The sequence below is a fragment of the Methylobacterium sp. 142-1Y genome, from assembly GCF_057747795.1.
The window spans coordinates 519,459-536,604 of sequence record NZ_JBYLEN010000002.1 but is presented as its reverse complement, the minus strand read 5'-3'; the positions used below and the strand labels follow the sequence as shown (position 1 = coordinate 536,604).

The following is a 17,146-nucleotide window of genomic DNA, read 5'->3' as shown; positions in this document are numbered from 1 at the left end:
TGAGGAAGATCAAGGCGGTGCGAGGAGCGGGTGCGAGGCTGCGGCAGGAGACGGGCTCCCCCTTACGTCGGGGTCGGGCCCAGAGCGGGAGTGCATCGTGCCGGGAACGGCTCTTCAGGTCGGCACGACCGACGATACGCCGCCGGCCGCGGCGGCCCTCCTCGGCGTGATCCGGTCGCTCCTCAGTGAGCTGCATCCCGACTTGCGCCGGCCGGTCCCGGTCGACCTCGACAGCGACCTCGAGCGGGACCTCGCCCTGGACAGCCTCGGTCGGGCCGAGCTTCTCCTGCGCCTGTCGCGCACCTTCCGGGTCTCGCTGCCGGCTCGCCTGATCGGCGAGGCGGCGACACCCGCCGACCTTCTCGCCGCGATCCAGGCGGCCGGCGCGGCCCGTACCGTCCGGGTGGTCGCAGGGGAGGAGGGCGCGCTGCCGCCTGCGGCCGAGCCGCACCGGGCAGAGACCCTGCTCGACGTGCTCGCCTTCCACGTCCGCCATCATCCCGACCGGCCGCATCTCCGGCTCCCGCAGGAGGCCGGACCCGAGACAATCCTCACCTACGCGGATCTCGACGCGCGCGCCCGCCGCGTGGCGGCGGGCCTCCTCGGCCACGGGCTCGCGGGCGGCGACCGGGTCGCGATCATGCTGCCGACCGGGCCCGACTTCTTCCCGGCCTTCCTCGGGACCCTGCTGGCGGGCGGCGTGCCGGTGCCGCTCTATCCGCCGTTCCGGCGCACCGGGATCGAGGACCACCTGCAGCGCCAGGCCGGCATCCTGGCCAATGCCGGCCCGGAGATCCTGATCGGCAGCCCGGACCTCGCGCCCTTCAGCCGGCTCTTGCGCGACCGCGTCGACACGCTGCGGGTGCTGGCGAGCGTGGAGGAGCTGGCCGCCGCGGACCCGCTCCACGCTGCCGTCCCGGCGACGGGCGCGAGCCTCGCGCTGATCCAGTACACGTCGGGCAGCACCGGCGACCCGAAGGGCGTGATGCTGACCCACGCCAACCTTCTCGCCAACATCCGCGCCATGGGCGAGGCGCTCGGCGCCTCGTCGTCGGACGTGGTGGTGAGTTGGCTGCCGCTCTACCACGACATGGGGCTGATCGGCTGCTGGCTCGGCAGCCTCTATTTCGGGGCGCCCGCGGTGATCCTGTCGCCCCTGGCCTTCCTGGCGGATCCGGCGTCCTGGCTCCGGGCGATCCACCGCCACCGCGGCACGATCTCGGCGGCGCCGAACTTCGCCTACGAGCTCTGCCTGCGCGCCTTGCGCGACGAGGATCTGACGGGGCTCGACCTCGGCTGCTTACGCGTCCTCACCAACGGGGCCGAGCCGGTGAGCCCCGACACGCTGGCGCGGTTTGCCGAGCGCTTCGGCCCCCATGCCTTGCCGGCCTCGTCCCTCATGCCGGTCTACGGCCTCGCCGAGTGCGCGGTCGGCCTCGCCTTTCCGCCCCTCGGCCGAGGGCCGCGCATCGACTGGATCGAACGCGCGGCGCTCGACCGCGATGGCGTCGCCCGGTCGGCGCCCCCGGGCGCGCGGGACTCGATCGGGTGTCCGTCCTGCGGCGGGCCGCTGCCCGGCCACCAGATCCGCATCGTCGACGAGGCCGGGCACGAGCTGCCCGAGCGCCGGGAGGGCCGCCTGCAGTTCCGCGGCCCCTCGGCCACCGCCGGCTACTTCCGCCGGCCCGACCTGACCCGCGCCCTGTTCCGCGGCGACTGGCTCGAGAGCGGCGACCTCGCCTACCTGGCGGGCGGCGAGATCCACGTCACCGGGCGGACCAAGGACATCATCATCCGGGCCGGCCGCAAGATCCATCCGCACGAGATCGAGGCGGCGGCGGGCGCGGTCGCGGGCGTGCGCAAGGGCTGCGTCGCGGCGATCCCCGGCCGCGACCCGCGCACGGGGACCGAGCGCCTGATCCTCGTCGCCGAGACGCGGCTGACGGACGGGGCCGCACGCGCGGAGCTGCACGGAAGGCTGATGCGGGCCACCGCCGCCCTGCTCGACCAGCCGCCCGACGAGATCCTGCTCTGCCCGCCCCACACCGTGCCCAAGACCTCGAGCGGCAAGATCCGCCGCGCGGCGATGCGGGCGCTCTACGAATCCGGCGATTTCGGCGGAGCCCGGCCCGGCCCGCGGGGAGAACTCGCCCGCCTCGCCCTCGGCAGCGTCCCGGCGCGGCTGCGGCGCGGCACCCGGCTCGCGGGCGAGGCGGCCTATGCCGCCGCCTGGTGGGGGTTCGTCGTCGCCCTCGGCGCCGTCCTGTGGCCGCTGATGCTGGTCCTGCCGAGCCGGACCTTGCGCCACGCGACCCTGCGCGCCGCCTTGCGGATGTTCTTCCGGCTCTCCGGGATGCCGCTCGCCACCGAGGGCGGTCCGCCGCTCCCCGGGGCACTGATCGTCGCCAACCACGCGAGCTACCTCGACGCGGCGGTCCTCGCCGCGATCCTGCCCGGCACTCCGGTCTTCGTCGCCAAGCACGAGCTGGCGGGCCAGCGCGTCGCCGGTCCGTTCCTGCGGCGCCTGGGCGTGGCCTTCGTCCATCGCGGCACGGCGGAGGGGGTCGCTGATGCGGGCGCGCTCCTCGCGCGGATCGAGGCGGGCGAGCAGATCGTGGCGTTTCCCGAGGGCACCTTCACCCGCGCGCCGGGCCTCGGCGGCTTCCATCTCGGCGCCTTCGCGGCGGCCTGCCGGGCGGGCGTGCCGGTGGTCCCCGCCGCGATCATCGGCACGCGGTCGCGGCTGCGCGCCGACCAGTGGTTTCCCCGGCGCGGGACGATCCGCGTCGTTCTCGGCGCCCCGATCGCCCCCGACGGAACCGGCTTCCCGGCGGCGATCCGCCTGCGCGACGCGGTGCGCGGGGTCATCCTGGCGCGATGCGGCGAGCCGGACCTCGGCGCCGGCCCCACCTTTGCGCCGGGTGCGGGGGCCGACGGCCATGGCTGAGCGCGGCGAGCCCCCGATCCTGCCCCAAGGCGAGGCGCCGGACACCCTCCCGGCCCTGCTGCGGAGCCGGGCCGCGAGCCGCCCGCAAGGCCGGGCCTACGCGGCGCATGATCCCGGCACCGGCCGTCTCGTCTTCCACGACTGGGCCGGGACGGCGGCGCGGGTCGCCGCTCGCGCCGCCGCACTCGCGCGCGAGGGCGTGACCGTGGGCGAACGGATCGCGCTTTGGCTGCCGAACGGCCTCGAATGGGTCTGGTTCGACCAGGCGGCCCTGTCGCTCGGCCTCGTCGTGGTGCCGCTGTTTCCCGACGAAGCGCGGGCGACGATCGCGTTGCTGCTCGCCGATTCCGGGACCTGCCTCGTGGTGGTGCCGCGGCCGGAGGCGTGGCAGGGCCTGGGCGAGCACGCGGCGGGCCTCTCTGCCGTGCGGTGCGTGATCGCGATCGACGGCGTGCCCGGTCCCGAGGCCGATCCGCGCCTGCGCGCCCTCGGCCCCTGGCTCGCGCAGGCCGAGGGCGCCCCCGCGCCCGCCCCGGCGATCGGTCCCGACACCCTGGCGACCCTGGTCTACACCTCCGGGACGACGGGCAGGCCCAAGGGCGTCATGCTGAGCCACCGCAACCTCGTGTCGGTCGCGCACGCGGTGCTGGCGCGCAATCCGGGGACGGAGCGGGACGTCTTCCTGTCCTACCTGCCGCTCGCCCACATCTTCGAGCGGGTGGTCGGCTGCGTCCTGCCGCTGATCCTCGGTGCGCCGGTGGTGTTCGCCCGCTCGGTCGCGCACCTGCCCGAGGATCTGCGCCTCGCGCGCCCGACCGTGCTCCTCGTCGTGCCGAGCGTGCTCGACCGCCTGCACCACACCGTGACCGAGCAAGCCGGGCGCTCCGCGCCGACGCGCCACCTGCTCCGGGCCGCCCTCGCCCTCGGCTTCGACCTCTACGCCGCCCGGCGGGACGGCCGGCCGCTGGGACTCGCCCGCCGGGTCGCGGGCACCGCCCTGCGGAGCCTGACGGCCTGGCGCCTGCGCCGCGCCTTCGGCGGGCGCCTGCGGCTCGCGGTCTCGGGCGGCGCCCCGCTGCCGGAGGACGTCGCCCGCTTCTGCCTCGCGCTCGGCCTGCCGCTGGTCGAGGGCTACGGCCTGACCGAGGCCGCCTCGGCGGTCGCGGCCTTCGCCCTCGGCCAGACCGTCCCGGGCTCCGTCGGGCCGCCCCTGCCCGGGATGGAGATCCGCTTCGGCGAGGACGGCGAGATCCTGGTGCGCTCGCCCGGCGTGATGCGCGGCTACTGGCGCGAGCCGGCGCTGACCGCCGAGGCCCTGCGCGACGGCTGGCTGCATACCGGCGACCTCGGCGCGTTGCGGGACGGCTGCCTCGTGGTCACCGGCCGGATGAAGGAACTCATCGTCCTGTCGACCGGCGAGAAGGTTTCGCCGGAGGTCGTCGAGGTGGCCATGGCCCGCGACCCCCTCGTCCTCCAGGCGATGGTGGTGGGCGACGGCCGGCCGCGGCTGAGCGCCCTGGTGGCGGTCGATCCGGCGGAGTTCGCGCGGCTCGCCCGCGGTCTCGGCCTCGATCCGGCGGAAGCCGGCGCCCTCGACCGTCCGGAGGTCCGGCGCGCCGCCCTCTCCCGCATCGCCCGGGCGCTCGGCGATCGTCCGCGCGCGATGCGCGTCGAGGCCGTGCGCCTCGTTCCGGGACCCTGGACCGTCGAGGACGGCCTCGTCACGCCGACCCGCAAGCTGCGCCGCGCCGTCCTGCACGGCCGGTTCGCCGGCGCGCTCGCGGCCCTGCGCGAGGAGACGGCGCCGCCGGAGCGCCGTCGCGACCTCACCGCGTCGCCCGCTGGCCCGCCTGGAGGCTGAGGATGTAGTCGATGATCGCGTCCCGCTCGGCCCGCTCAAGCTGCAGGCTCGGCATCCGCTGGTGATGGCTCTGCAGGAAGACGCTGAGGGCGACCCCGGTGGTCGACGGCATGGCGGCGATGCCGATGAAGGACGGGCCGACGAACCCGCCCGTACTCTGCTCGCGGCCGACCACATGGCACCGGCTGCAGAGCTGCACGGCAAGCAGCCGGCCGCGGGCGACATCCGCCGCGGCGGCGACCTCCGGGAAGGCGACGTGCGGGCGGGCGCCCGTGGCGAGCAGGGCGGCGAGGACGACGGTCCGGAGGGCGGCGGAAGGCCGGAGGCTCGAAGCGCCGGCGCGACGCCGGGACGCGGCGACGTGGACCCGCGCGACGCTGGCCGCGAGCGGCAGGGCGGCGCGCAGGACCTCGTCCGTCCGGGGAGGGCAGGGGGTGTCGGGGTGGGATCGGTGCATCGGATGGCTCCATCCGGCGTCGGCCGCCATCCGGCGGGCGGCATGGAGGCCCGAGGATACCGGCCCCGGACCGGACGCGGATGATCTGGATCAACGCGGTTCGCGCCGGCGGCCTGTCGCACCGGTGTCGCGGACGATCGGCCGGCCTTGCTCGGGCATCACTCGGGCCGTTGCGACCAATCCTCGGAGAGCGCCCAATCGCAGAAGGCCGTGACGCTCTTCACCCGGCGGTTGGCACGGGGCAGGACCAGGTAGAAGCCCGGAACGTCGTCCGGGGCCATGCCGGCCAGGGCCGCCGGGCCGAACGGGGCCACGAGACGCCCCGCCTGCAGATCCTCCATCGCATCGAGCATCGAGATGAGGCCGACGCCGAGGCCGGCCAGCGTCGCCCGCCGCATGCTGGCGGCGTCGTGCACCTGGATCCGGTTCTCGATCTCCTCGATCGCGACCCCGAGATGGCCCACGATCCGCCCCCACAGGCCGGGCGCCAGGACGAGGTGCAGCAACGGGGACCGGCGCAGGTCGTCCGGCCCGCGAAGGGTCTCGGCCCGCGCCGGCGCGCAGCAGATCACCTTGGGATCGCGCACGAGAAGCGTCGCCTCGTAGTCGCGCCATTGCCCGAAGCCCCACTGGATCGCCACATCGATCTCGTCCCTGACGAAGTCCGGCACCTCCACCATCGTCTTCAGGCGGATGTCGGCCTCCGGCAGCCGATCGCGAAACCGGTCGAGCCGGTCCAGGAGGTAGCGGGTGGCGAAGTAGGGGCTGGCGTTGAGGTTGATCTGGTGGCTCGGACCGGTCTTGCAGATCCGGCGTACGCCTTCCTGGAACTCGTCGAAGCCGCTCTGCACGTAATGCGCCAGCAGGATCGCGTCCTCCGTGGGTTCGATCGCGCGGCCGCGCCGATCGAACAGGAGCACGCCGAGCGTGTCTTCCAGAAGCTTGATCTGCTGGCTCACCGCCTGCGGCGTGACGAAGAGTTCGTTCGCGGCGTTCCGGAAGCTCCGGTGGCGCATCACGGCGTGGAAGACCCGCAAGGCGTTGAGCGGCGGCAGGCGCACGCCCCTCGATCGCACGGCCTCGTCCCGGCTGCCCTGGACGTGTTTCGGACGATCCGGTCCCGGATCGCGAACAGGGCGCCTCACGCGGAAGAGTTCCTCGATGCCGTCGACGACGGGCGCCATGATAGGAGGGCCGTCCTGCCGCCGCAACGCGATGCCGCGGCACCGGCCGTCACTCCCCGTCCGTCACGTATCCCTTGAGCCGGTCGTCCCGGCGCGCGGCCGCGTCGCGCTGTCCCGGGTCGCCGTAGCCGCCGCCGCCGGGCGCCTCGAGGATCAGGCGCCGCCCGGGCGGCACGTGCTGCCAGCCCTTGCCCCGCATCCGGGTGCCGTCGTCGAGGGTGACCCGGCCGGGGGCGCCGTCGCCGCCGCCGTCGCGGCCGCGGGCCGGATTGTCGATCCGGTCGAACATCGCCGAGAAGTCGAAATCGTGCCCGTCCTCGGCGGCGATCTCGATGATCTGGCCGAGGCCTCCCCGCCAGGTGCCGTCGCCGCCGGAATCGGGCCGCAGCTCCTTGCGCCAGATCACCACCGGGCCGGTCTGCTCGGTCGCCTCGATCGGCATCGTGTGCACGCCCGAGGGGAAGGCGGTCGCGGACAGGCCGTCGAGGTTCGGTCGCGCGCCCATGCCGCCGGAATTGAACATCAGCACCTCGGCCCGGCGTCCGGATCTCCCCGGGACCGGGCGCAGGGAGAGGTGGATGTTCCACAACGACGCGGCGCCCTCGGCCAGCACCCGTCCCGGCAGCGCCTTGGCCAGCGCCCCGAGCACCAGATCCGGCACCAGGTGCCCGAGCACGTGGCGCAGGCTCACCGGCGCCGGCCGCTCGGCATGCAGGATGTTGTTCGGCGACGAGACGGTGAAGAAGGCGAGCGAGGCGGCGTTGTTCGGGATGTCCGGCGCCACCACGCATTTGAGCGCGTAGGAGGCGTAGGCCTTGCTGTAGATGATCGGCACGTTGATCCCCCATCGGCTCTGGGGGGCGCTGCCGCTGAAATCGACGTGGATTTCGTCCTCGCCGATGGCGATCTCGACCGAGAGCGGGATCGGCGCGTCGTAGCCGTCGGTCGTCAGGGTGTTCGTCCAGCGGCCCTTCGGCAGGGCGCGGAGGCGCTCGGCCATCGCGGTCCGGGTCCGGGCGAAGATGAACTCGGCGATGGCGTCGAGGGTGGGCAGACCGATCTCGCGCAGGAGCGCGACGAGCCGGCGGTGGCCGACCTCGTTGCAGGCGGACAGGGAGTAGAAGTCGCCGATCACCTGGTTGGGCTCGCGCACGTTCTGGCGCAGGATGCGCACGAGATCCCGGTTCACCGTGCCGCGCTCGGCGAACTTCATGATCGGGATCTGGATGCCCTCCTCGTAGACGGATTTGCCGTCGGCGCCGAAGCCGCGCCCGCCGACATCGACCACGTGGGCCGTGCAGGCGAAGAAGCCGACGAGCACCCCGTCGAGGAAGGAGGGCGACACCATGGTGATGTCGTGCAGGTGGCCGGTGCCGAGCCACGGATCGTTGGTGACGTAGGTATCCCCCTCGAACATCTCCTCGCGAGAGATCTCCGCCATGAAGTTCCCGACCGCCTCGGCCATGGTGTTGACGTGGCCGGGGGTGCCGGTGACGGCCTGGGCCAGCATGCGGCCTTGCGGATCGAACACGCCGGCCGAGAGGTCGCCGGCCTCGCGCACCGAGGTCGAGAAGGCGGTGCGCAGGAGCGTCGTGGCCTGCTCCTCGACGACGGAGATCAGGCGGTTCCACATCACCTGGAGGCGGATGTCGTCGATCGCGCTCATTGGTCGGACCCTTTTGCCCTGAATCCCTTGCGGACGAGACAGATCGACCCGTCGCCCTGGATCACCGCGTCGAACGGCGAGGTGACGACGGTGGAGGTCTCGCGCTCCATGATCACCGCCGGGCCGGCGATCCGGTCGCCGGCGCTGAGGCTGTCGCGCGCCACGATGGCGCTCTCGCGCGGCTCGCCGCTCGCCGGATCGAACACCGCCCGCCGGGTCGTCCCCGCCACCGCCCGGCTTCCCACGGGATCGAGGCTCTCGCGCCGGGGGCCGGGCGGCTCGTCCTGCACCTTCACCGAGAGGGTGACGATCTCGACGTCGAGGTCGTCGAGCCCGTCGATCGGCCGGCCGAAGAACTGCGCGTAACGCGACCGGAAGGCGTCGCGGATCCGGCCCGAATCCTCATTGCGGAAGGGGCGGTCGGGCAGGGACACGGGGATCTCCCAGCCCTGGCCGACATAGCGCATATAGGCGACCACCTCGACGGTGAGGGAGGCGGCCGTGCCGGCGCGCACGAAGCGCTCGGCCGTCCCACGCAAGTCCGCGAGCTGGGCGTTGAGGGCCGCCGCGTCGAAGGCCGAGAGCCGGATCGGGCGCGAGCCGACCGCCTCGTAGCCGAACGGCGCCTTGAGGAAGCCGATCGCCGAGCCGACCCCGGCCCCAGCCGGGATGAGGCAGAGATCGATACCGAGCTTCTCGCACAGGCGTGCGGCGTGCAGGGGCGCCGCGCCGCCGAACGCGATCATCACGCCGTCGGCGATATCCTTGCCGTTCTCCACCGCATGGACCCGGGCGGCATTGGCCATGTTCTCGTCCACGACCTCGCCGATGCCGAAGGCCGCCGCGACCGGCGCGAGGCCGAGCCGGTCCCCGATTGCCGCCGCGACCGCGGCCTCGGCCTTCGCCGCCGAGAGCGTGATCGCGCCGCCCGCGAAGGCGTCGGGATCGAGCTTGGCGAGGAGCAGGTCCGCATCCGTGATCGTCGGTCGGGTCCCGCCGCGCTGGTAGCAGGCCGGGCCGGGCTCAGAGCCGGCGCTCTCCGGGCCGGTCTGGATGCGGCCCATGGCATCGACCCAGGCGATCGACCCGCCGCCGGCCCCGATCTCGATCATCTCGATGACCGGGATCGAGATCGGCATGCCGGAGCCCTTGCAGAACCGGGTGGTGCGCGCGACCTCGAAGCTGCGCGCGGTGCGCGGCTGGAAGCCCTCGATCAGGCAGATCTTCGCGGTCGTGCCGCCCATGTCGTAGGACACGACCTTGCCGAGGTCGAAGCGCCGGGCGATGTCGGCCGCGAAGATGGCGCCGCCCGCCGGCCCCGATTCGATCAGCCGGACCGGGAATTCCGCGGCCGTCTCCAGCGAGACCAGGCCGCCGCCCGAATGGATCATGAAGATCGGGCACTCGGCGCCCGCCTCCTTGAGCCTGACCTGGAACCGGCCGAGGTAATCGGCCATCTGCGGCCGCACATAGGCGTTGGCGCAGACGGTGTTGAAGCGCTCGAACTCGCGCATCTGCGGCGAGACCTCGGACGAGAGCGAGATCGGCACGCCGACCTTGCGGCTCAGGATCTCGCGGGCGCGCCGCTCATGGCCCGGGTTGGCGTAGGCATGGATGAAGCCGATCGCGATCGCCCCAAACCCGCGCTGCGCCAGCACGTCGCCGAGGGCGTCCAGGGCGGCCTCGTCGAGGGCGAGCATCTCGTCGCCCCTTGCCCCGATCCGCCCGGCCACCGTGAAACGGTCCTCGCGCGGCACGAGGGGAGGGGGCAGGCGCAAGGAAAGGTCGTATTGATCGAAGCGGTTCTCGGTCCGCATCTCGATCACATCGCGAAACCCCTCGGTGGTGACGAAGGCGACCCGTGCGCCGCGCCGCTCGATCAACGCGTTGGTGGCCAGCGTGGTGCCGTGGATGACGAGGCCGAGATCGGCCGGCGTGACGCCAGCCTCCCGGGTCACGACGGCGATACCGTCGAGGATCGCCTGTTCCGGCGCGGCGTAGGTGGTCAGCAGCTTGGTGGAGAACAGGCGGCCCCGGACATCGAGGACGATGTCCGTGAACGTGCCGCCGATATCGGCGCCGAGGCGGATCTGCGGATGCGACGTCATCGATGGTCCTCAGGCAGAAGGGCGGCCGGTCTCGTCGGCAGGAACGGCCGGGGGCGAAGCGGCGGGCGTGACGGCGTTCCCCGCTCCGTTGCGGCAAAGATCGGCGGCCGGGCGTGCCCGCCGTCTCGCCGCGCGCGTCGAACGCCGGGGAGATGGCCCACGCCCGGGAGCCGTGCGCGGTTGCGGATGCCGTCATGGGATCTCGATCGGAATTTCCCTGTTCACCTCGCCGCATGAGCTGTCTTGCATTGTTTCAAGACTGTCAAAATCAATACCGTGCATAGTCCTGCCACGGGGCAGATGCAAAAAGCATGCAACGTGGGTGCATCATGCTGGTCCGGCACAGGATGAAGGCTAGTTCCAGCACGGATGTCAGGATACGAAGAAATCGACCGCACCGTAAAATTTTACTTGCCTGTCGGTGCGGTCGAGATGAGGGGTGGAGCGGCCCGCCGATGCGGCCGCCACCGGATTCCGCGCCTGCCGAAGGGGTGCGGCCTCGCCGACCGGCCCTCGGACGAGATTAATGATAAGTAAAAATGCGTGGGATGCCGGCTGGGCGGCCGATCTCGTCGGTTCTTCCGGAGATGGTTGCCCCCGGTTCGAACGCCTCGCTTCCAGCTGTAGCCTTCGTGTCCGGACAAGGAGTGCGGCCTTATGCCAGGCGATTGTTCCAATTGACAATTTTATGACCGAAGAAGTTTTCGGTTGCTTTGCTGCCGGAGACGATGAAATTCGCTCCCGGTCGCGCCGTCGACTGGGGGATTTGCTGGTTGACAAAGTGCGCGCCAGGCACTCTAAGTCACAACCGCAAGTGTCCATGTCTTGATCCGTCCCGAAAGGAGTCGGCGATGACAAAAGGGCTTATTGGTTGTTGGGACCTGATTGCGTGGCAGCGAAAAGATGCCGCCGGGTCCATTACTTATCCGATCGGCGAGCATGCGGTGGGATCTCTGATCTACACCCATGACGGCAACATGGCGGTGCAGATCGCGGCCGCGAACCGGCCGACGATCGATACGGGCGATCCGCTCAACGGGGGAACGGTGGAGGAGCGGGCCACCGCGTACTCGACCTGCCTTGCCTATTTCGGCACGTTCGAGGTCAACGGGGACGAAGTCGTCCATCACATCACCGCGAGTCTGTTCCCGGGATGGACGGGGCAGAGACAAGTCCGTCCGTTCACGCTCGTCGACCATATCCTGACTCTGCATACGCCGGTTCAGCATCTGCCGTCCGGCGACGTCACGAACGCCCTGAGCTGGTCGAGGCGCGGCCACGTCAAGTAAGGCGTCGCCGATCCAGGTCGTCTCTCTCGGTAAAATCGTCGATTAACCGGCTCTCGATTGGCCGGCTGTCGTAAAGCTCGGGACGTCGGCAGGCGATGCCGATTCGGTCCGTCGATCGATGGGGATGCGGCGTGGGAACACTCAACCGGACGCGCGCTCAATCGGGCTTGGGCGACGGCGAGGTCGCCAAACCCGCCATAGCGGGCAACGCCGATCTCGACGTCATCGCTCAGCACATGTTCGCGCTGATGATGCGCAACGTCACGTCGGCCGGGTACATCATCGTCGAACCGGTCGGCGGTGCGCTCTCGAAGCCCGGTTGCGTGATCGCCTCGCCGTCCTATCCCCGGATCACGCCAGGTATCGACCAGGATTACGTGTTCCACTGGGTGCGCGACGCCGCCATCACGGCGATCGAGATCGCCGCCGCGCAGGGTCCGGCGCCGGCGGTCGGCGGCGCGCAGAGCCTGATCGACTACGTCACCTTCTCGCGCCTGTGCCAGGAAAACGTGCAGGAGGCCGCGAAGCGGGACACGCAGCTGACGCTCGGTCACGCCTGCTTCACCGTCGACGGGCGCCCGCGGCCCTGGAGCGAGCAGAGCGACGGTCCCGCCCTCCAGACCATCGCCGTGATCGGCGTCTACGACCGGCTCGACGCGCCGACGCGCGCCGTCGCGAACGAACTCATCCGGATCAATCTCGACTATCTCCTCGGGGTCTACCGGCAGGCCACCATGAATCTGTGGGAGGAGCACAAGGGGTTGTCGTTCTTTGCCCGCTCGGTGCAGCTCCGCTGCTTCCGGGAGATCGCGGCCAACACGCTCGGCATTCCGGTCCCGGCGGGGACCGATGCCGCCATCGCGTGGCTGGCCGATGCCCTCGACCGGCACTGGAACGGGACCGCCTACCTCTCCGTCCTGGACGCCGACCCGCCGCTTGCCGCCGATGCCGGCTACGACTTCAACATCGACGTCATCGGCGCCTGCCTCTACGGCGCGGTCCCGCCGACCGATCCCAGGCTGCTGGCGACCGCCGCGAAGCTGCGCGCCCAGTGGGCCGATCCGGCCTCGGCGGTGTTCTACCGGATCAACGGGGACGATGCGCGGCGCGGATTCGGGCCGTTGCTCGGCCGCTATCCCGGCGACATCTACGACGGCAACACCCGCGACGCGGAGCAGGGCGGCCACCCTTGGGCGCTCTGCAGCTGCAACCTCGCCGAGCTCTACTATCGCGTCGCGAACGCCGTCGATGCCGGCGGGCGGGTTCCCCTGGACGAACTCTCCCGCGACTTCTTCGGCCAGGTCGGTGTCGGGGCCGGCACGGCGGCGGCCCCGGCCGCGCAGGCGCTCCGGACGGCCGGCGACGCCATCCTGCGTGCCATCGTGTTCCACAGCAACCATCTCGAGCTGAGCGAGCAGTTCGACAATACCAGCGGCTACGAGAAGAGCGTTCGGAACCTGACCTGGAGCTACGCCGCCTTCCTCTCCGCGGTGCGCGCCCGGACCGGGCAAGCGGTGGAGGGCTGAGCCATGGCGGACCGGACCGCGCGCTTCCTCGACCTGTCCGCCCGGCTGACCGGCTGGTCCGTGTTCGACCTCCGGGCGACCGGCATGGCCGAGGCGTATGTCGCCGCCGCCGATGCGCGCCTGCCGCCGGGGCTGCTCGACGGCCTGCTCGCCGCGGGGGGCGACGACGACGCGATCATGGACGATGCGCGGCTGGGTCCGCTCGCGCGCACCCTGATCCTGCTCTGGTACACGGGGTCGTGGACGGTCGTGCCCGGGGTGCCGGCAACCTCGAAGCCGCCCGCCGGCGTGATCTCGCCCGCCGCCTACCAGGCCGGCCTGATGTGGCGCGCCGCCGGTGCGCATCCGGCGGGTGCCGAGCCGCAGGGCTACGCAGCCTGGGCGCTGGAGCCGTCGCCATGACCCCCCCAGACATGACCCCCCCAGACATGTCCCCCCCGGACCACTTCGACGTCGTCATCGTGGGCGCGGGCGTGGCCGGCGCGCTCATCGCCGATGCGCTGACGGGCGCCCGTCTGCGGGTGCTGGTCCTGGAAGCCGGACCGGACACGGTCCGCCGCTTCGACGGCTACACGGATCATCTCCGGCAATTCTACGCCGCCCAGGCCAAGGGCCCGGAATCGCCCTGGACGCCCGCGAAGGCCGCGCCGCAGGCCGACACGGCCTATCTCAAGCAAATCGACCTTGCTCACCCCGAGACGCCGCAACCAGGCTACTTCATCCAGCGCGGCCCGCACCTCTACGGTAGCTCCTATACGCGCCGCTGGGGCGGATCGACCCTGCACTGGCTCGGCGTCTCTCTGCGCATGCTCCCCGAAGACTTCGCGATGCAGTCCGAGCACGGCGTCGCCCGCGACTGGCCGCTCGGCTACGGCGACGTCGCCCCCTATTACGCCGCGGCCGAACGGGCGATCGGCGTGTCCGGCGACGTCGCGGAGCAGCGCTATCTCGGGGTCACGTTCGAGGACGGCTACGATTACCCGATGCGCCGGATCCCGCCGAGCTGGTCCGACCGGGAACTGGCCACCGGCATCGACGGGCTCGAAGTGACGGTCGGTACGGAGCGGATCAGCCTCAAGGTCCGCGGCTATCCGGCCGCCCGCAACGGCGTGCCGCGGGCCGGCTACCGTCCGCAGGGCGCGATCGACATCCGCGACCGCGGCGTGCAGGTCGAGCAGAGCCTCGGCGAGCGCTGCGCCGGCAACACCGCCTGCACGCCGATCTGCCCGATCCAGGCGCGCTACCATGCCGGCAAGACCCTCGCCGGTGCGATCGAGGGCGGCCTCCAGGTGCGTGCGCAGGCGGTCGCCAGCACGATCGTGACCGATCCGGCGGACGGGACGGTGCAGCGGATCGAGTACAAGCGCTACGACGACCCGGCCTCGACCGCCTTCACGCTCGCATCGGTGACGGCGCGCGTCTACGTCCTGGCGGCGCACACGATCGAGAACGCCAAGCTGCTGCTGGCCTCCGGCATCGCCGGGGGCGGGGTCGGCCGGGGCTTGATGGACCATCCGGCGCTCTATGCCTGGGGGTTGGCGCCCCGGCCGGTCGGCGCCTTCCGGGGGCCGCTCTCGACCTCCGGCATCGAGGATTGCCGCGGCGGCCGCTTCCGCAGCGAGCACGCGGCGTTCCGCTACGACATCGGCAACGACGGCTGGCGCGCCACCACCGGCGCGCCCGACTCCACCGTGGCCGACGCGGTGCTGAAGCGGGGCCTGTACGGGGCGAAGCTGCGGGCCGCCCTGACCGACATCCTCCCGCGCCAGGTGCGCCTGTCGCTCGCGGTCGAGCAACTGCCCGACCGCGAGAACCGGATCAGCATCGATCCCGCCCATCTCGACCCCATCGGCAACCCGCTGCCGATCATCGACTACCGGATCGACGCCTACACCAAGGCCGGGATGGCGGCCGCCGCGCGGGTGAGCCGCGCGATCTTTCGGCGTGCCGGGATCGAGGACCGTACCGGCATCGACGAGAACTGGTTCCCCTCGGTCAGCTTCGAGGGCGAAACCTTCCGCTACCACGGGATGGGCCACTTCGCCGGCACGCACGCGATGGGGGACGACCCGGCGACTTCCGTCGTCGACCCGTACCAGCGCGTCTGGGGCCATCCCAACCTCTTCGCGGTCGGCGGCGGCAGCATGGTGACGATGGGCACGTCTAACCCGACGCTCACGATCGCCGCGCTGGCGCTGCGGACCGCCGATCACATCCTCGCCACCTTCAAGCAAGGGCCCGGCCATGCTGCTGCCTGACGACGCGTCGAACACCGATCCGACGGCCATCGACGGCGTGACCTTCGACGCCGTGATCGTCGGATCGGGGATCTCCGGGGCGATCATCGCCAGGCAGCTCGCCGAGGCGGGCAAGTCCGTCCTGATCCTGGAGGCGGGCGTCGGCGAGCGCTACGAGGATTACCTCGAACGGTTCTACGGCACCGCGTCGAAGGACAACCAATCCCCCTTCGGCCCCAACCCCAACGCGCCGATGCCGCGCAGCGGCGACGTGCACAAGATCACCCCCGGCCGCCCGGATACCAGCGCCTACCTGGTCCAGACCGGGCCCTACGGCTCGGACACGACCTATACCCGGGTGCTCGGCGGGACGACGATGCACTGGGAGGGGAAGGTCATCCGGATGCTTCCGGAGGACTTCCAGATGCAGACTCTCTACGGAAGAGGTGTCGACTGGCCGATCACCAACGAGGACCTCGAACCCTATTACTGCAAGGCCGAGCGCGAGATGGGCGTGTCGGCGAACCGCAAGGATACGGAATATCTCGGCACGTTTTTCAGCGATCCGAACTACGTGTTTCCGATGCACGGCCTGCCGCTCTCCTACCTCGACGAGCAGGTCGACAAGGGTATCCGCGGCACGAATGTCGAGCTCTACGGCGAGAGCTTCGCACTCAAGGTCCGACCCTTCCCGCAGGCGCGCAACGGGATTCCCAATCCGGACTACGACAACAAAAAGGGCTTCGAGCCGGTCCTGGCGGTGAGCGACCACCAGTCCGACATGGGCGGGCGCTGCCAGGGCAACAACGCCTGCGTCCCGCTCTGCCCGGTCCAGGCGAAGTACAATGCCGGCAAGACCCTCGCGGCCGCGGTGAAGAACGGCCGGGTCCGCATCGTGCGGCAGGCGGTGGCGTCGCGCGTCCTGGTCGATTCCGATTCCGGCCGGGTCACGGGAATCGAGTTCCAGCATTACAGCGATCCCAAGGTACCGTCGGGCAAGCGCCACGTCGCCCGGGGCACCCTCTACGTGCTGGCCGCCAACGCGATCGAGAATCCGCGGCTCATGCTGGCCTCGGGCCTTCCCGGCCGCAGCGGGCTGATGGGCCGCAACCTGATGGATCACGCCTACCTGCTGAGCTGGGCGGTGATGCCCGAGATCTGCGGCGTGATGCGCGGCACCAACTGCACGGGCGGCATCGTCGAGCTGCGCGGCGGCAACTTCCGCCGGCACCAGGCCGCCTTCAGCGTCGACATCCACAACGACGGCTGGGGATGGGCCGTCGGCTCGCCCTATTCCGACCTGATCGAGCTCGTCGACAACCAGAACAAGTTCGGCGGCGAGCTGCGCCAGGGGCTGATCGACCGCGTGTCGCGCCAGTTGCAGCTCGCCTTCATGATCGAGGTGATGCCGAACGAGAGCAACCGGGTCAGCGTCGACCCGACCTTCACGGATGCGCTCGGCAACATGCGGCCGATCATCTCCTACAACATTCCGGACTACACGATGCGCGGCGCGGCCTATGCGCGCCAGTTCGCCCGGATGGTGTTCCAGCGGCTCGGAGCCGCCGACTACACGGCCTACGACCCTGCCGATTACGGCTACGTTCCCTACGAGGGGGAGGGCTACGTCATCCGCGGCGGCAATCACATCGCCGGCACGCACGTGATGGGCAACGACAAGCATAGCTCCGTCGTCGACGCGTATCAGCGCTCCTGGGAGCACGACAACCTGTATCTCGTCGGCGCCGGCAGCATGCCGACCATCGCGACGGCCAACACGACCCTCACCCTCGCCGCGCTCTGCTTCCGCAGCGCCGAGGCCATGCTGTCCCATCTGGCGACCGGCCAGTACAGGACCGCGGCCTGACGAA

Annotated in this window: 11 protein-coding genes; 7 read left to right on the top strand and 4 right to left on the bottom strand. The window is 71.3% G+C overall.

From position 1 onward, the window contains the following. The first annotated feature begins 97 nt into the window (after positions 1-97). A complete protein-coding gene (locus AC3AOF_RS32420; RefSeq protein ID WP_488349177.1) occupies positions 98-2,947 on the top strand; it encodes an AMP-binding protein in 2,850 nt (949 codons plus the stop codon). Further along, complete coding sequence (locus AC3AOF_RS32415; RefSeq protein ID WP_488349176.1) at positions 2,940-4,808, top strand: AMP-dependent synthetase/ligase; 1,869 nt, start codon at positions 2,940-2,942, stop codon at positions 4,806-4,808. The genes AC3AOF_RS32420 and AC3AOF_RS32415 overlap by 8 nt, the downstream gene beginning before the upstream one ends. Here AC3AOF_RS32415 and AC3AOF_RS32410 read toward each other — a convergent pair. From AC3AOF_RS32410 to AC3AOF_RS32395, 4 genes are all read right to left on the bottom strand, one after another. Then, on the bottom strand, positions 4,774-5,265 hold the full coding sequence (locus AC3AOF_RS32410; RefSeq protein ID WP_236993284.1) for a c-type cytochrome: 492 nt from the start codon (positions 5,263-5,265) through the stop codon (positions 4,774-4,776). The two genes, AC3AOF_RS32415 and AC3AOF_RS32410, sit on opposite strands and share 35 nt — an antisense overlap. A gap of 158 nt (positions 5,266-5,423) precedes the next feature. Further along, on the bottom strand, positions 5,424-6,449 hold the full coding sequence (locus tag AC3AOF_RS32405) for a LysR substrate-binding domain-containing protein (protein WP_236993285.1): 1,026 nt from the start codon (positions 6,447-6,449) through the stop codon (positions 5,424-5,426). Between the two features lie 49 nt (positions 6,450-6,498). Further along, a complete protein-coding gene (locus tag AC3AOF_RS32400) occupies positions 6,499-8,115 on the bottom strand; it encodes a hydantoinase B/oxoprolinase family protein (RefSeq protein WP_236993286.1) in 1,617 nt (538 codons plus the stop codon). Then, complete coding sequence (locus tag AC3AOF_RS32395; protein WP_236993287.1) at positions 8,112-10,223, bottom strand: hydantoinase/oxoprolinase family protein; 2,112 nt, start codon at positions 10,221-10,223, stop codon at positions 8,112-8,114. The genes AC3AOF_RS32400 and AC3AOF_RS32395 overlap by 4 nt, the downstream gene beginning before the upstream one ends. Before the next feature lie 851 nt (positions 10,224-11,074). Here AC3AOF_RS32395 and AC3AOF_RS32390 point away from each other — a divergent pair. The 5 genes from AC3AOF_RS32390 (at position 11,075) to AC3AOF_RS32370 (ending at position 17,142) form a co-directional block, all read left to right on the top strand. Next, positions 11,075-11,512, top strand: coding sequence for a lipocalin-like domain-containing protein (locus AC3AOF_RS32390; RefSeq protein WP_236993288.1), 438 nt, complete (start codon positions 11,075-11,077; stop codon positions 11,510-11,512). A gap of 131 nt (positions 11,513-11,643) precedes the next feature. Further along, on the top strand, positions 11,644-13,038 hold the full coding sequence (locus tag AC3AOF_RS32385; RefSeq protein WP_236993289.1) for a glycoside hydrolase family 15 protein: 1,395 nt from the start codon (positions 11,644-11,646) through the stop codon (positions 13,036-13,038). A gap of 3 nt (positions 13,039-13,041) precedes the next feature. Continuing rightward, the gene (locus AC3AOF_RS32380) at positions 13,042-13,440 is read left to right on the top strand and encodes a hypothetical protein (protein WP_488349175.1); all 399 of its coding nucleotides are present in this window, start codon (positions 13,042-13,044) and stop codon (positions 13,438-13,440) included. A gap of 26 nt (positions 13,441-13,466) precedes the next feature. Continuing rightward, a complete protein-coding gene (locus tag AC3AOF_RS32375; RefSeq protein WP_488349174.1) occupies positions 13,467-15,296 on the top strand; it encodes a GMC family oxidoreductase in 1,830 nt (609 codons plus the stop codon). Then, positions 15,283-17,142, top strand: coding sequence for a GMC family oxidoreductase (locus AC3AOF_RS32370; protein WP_488349173.1), 1,860 nt, complete (start codon positions 15,283-15,285; stop codon positions 17,140-17,142). Before AC3AOF_RS32375 ends, AC3AOF_RS32370 begins: the two co-directional genes overlap by 14 nt. The last annotated feature ends 4 nt before the right edge of the window (positions 17,143-17,146 follow it).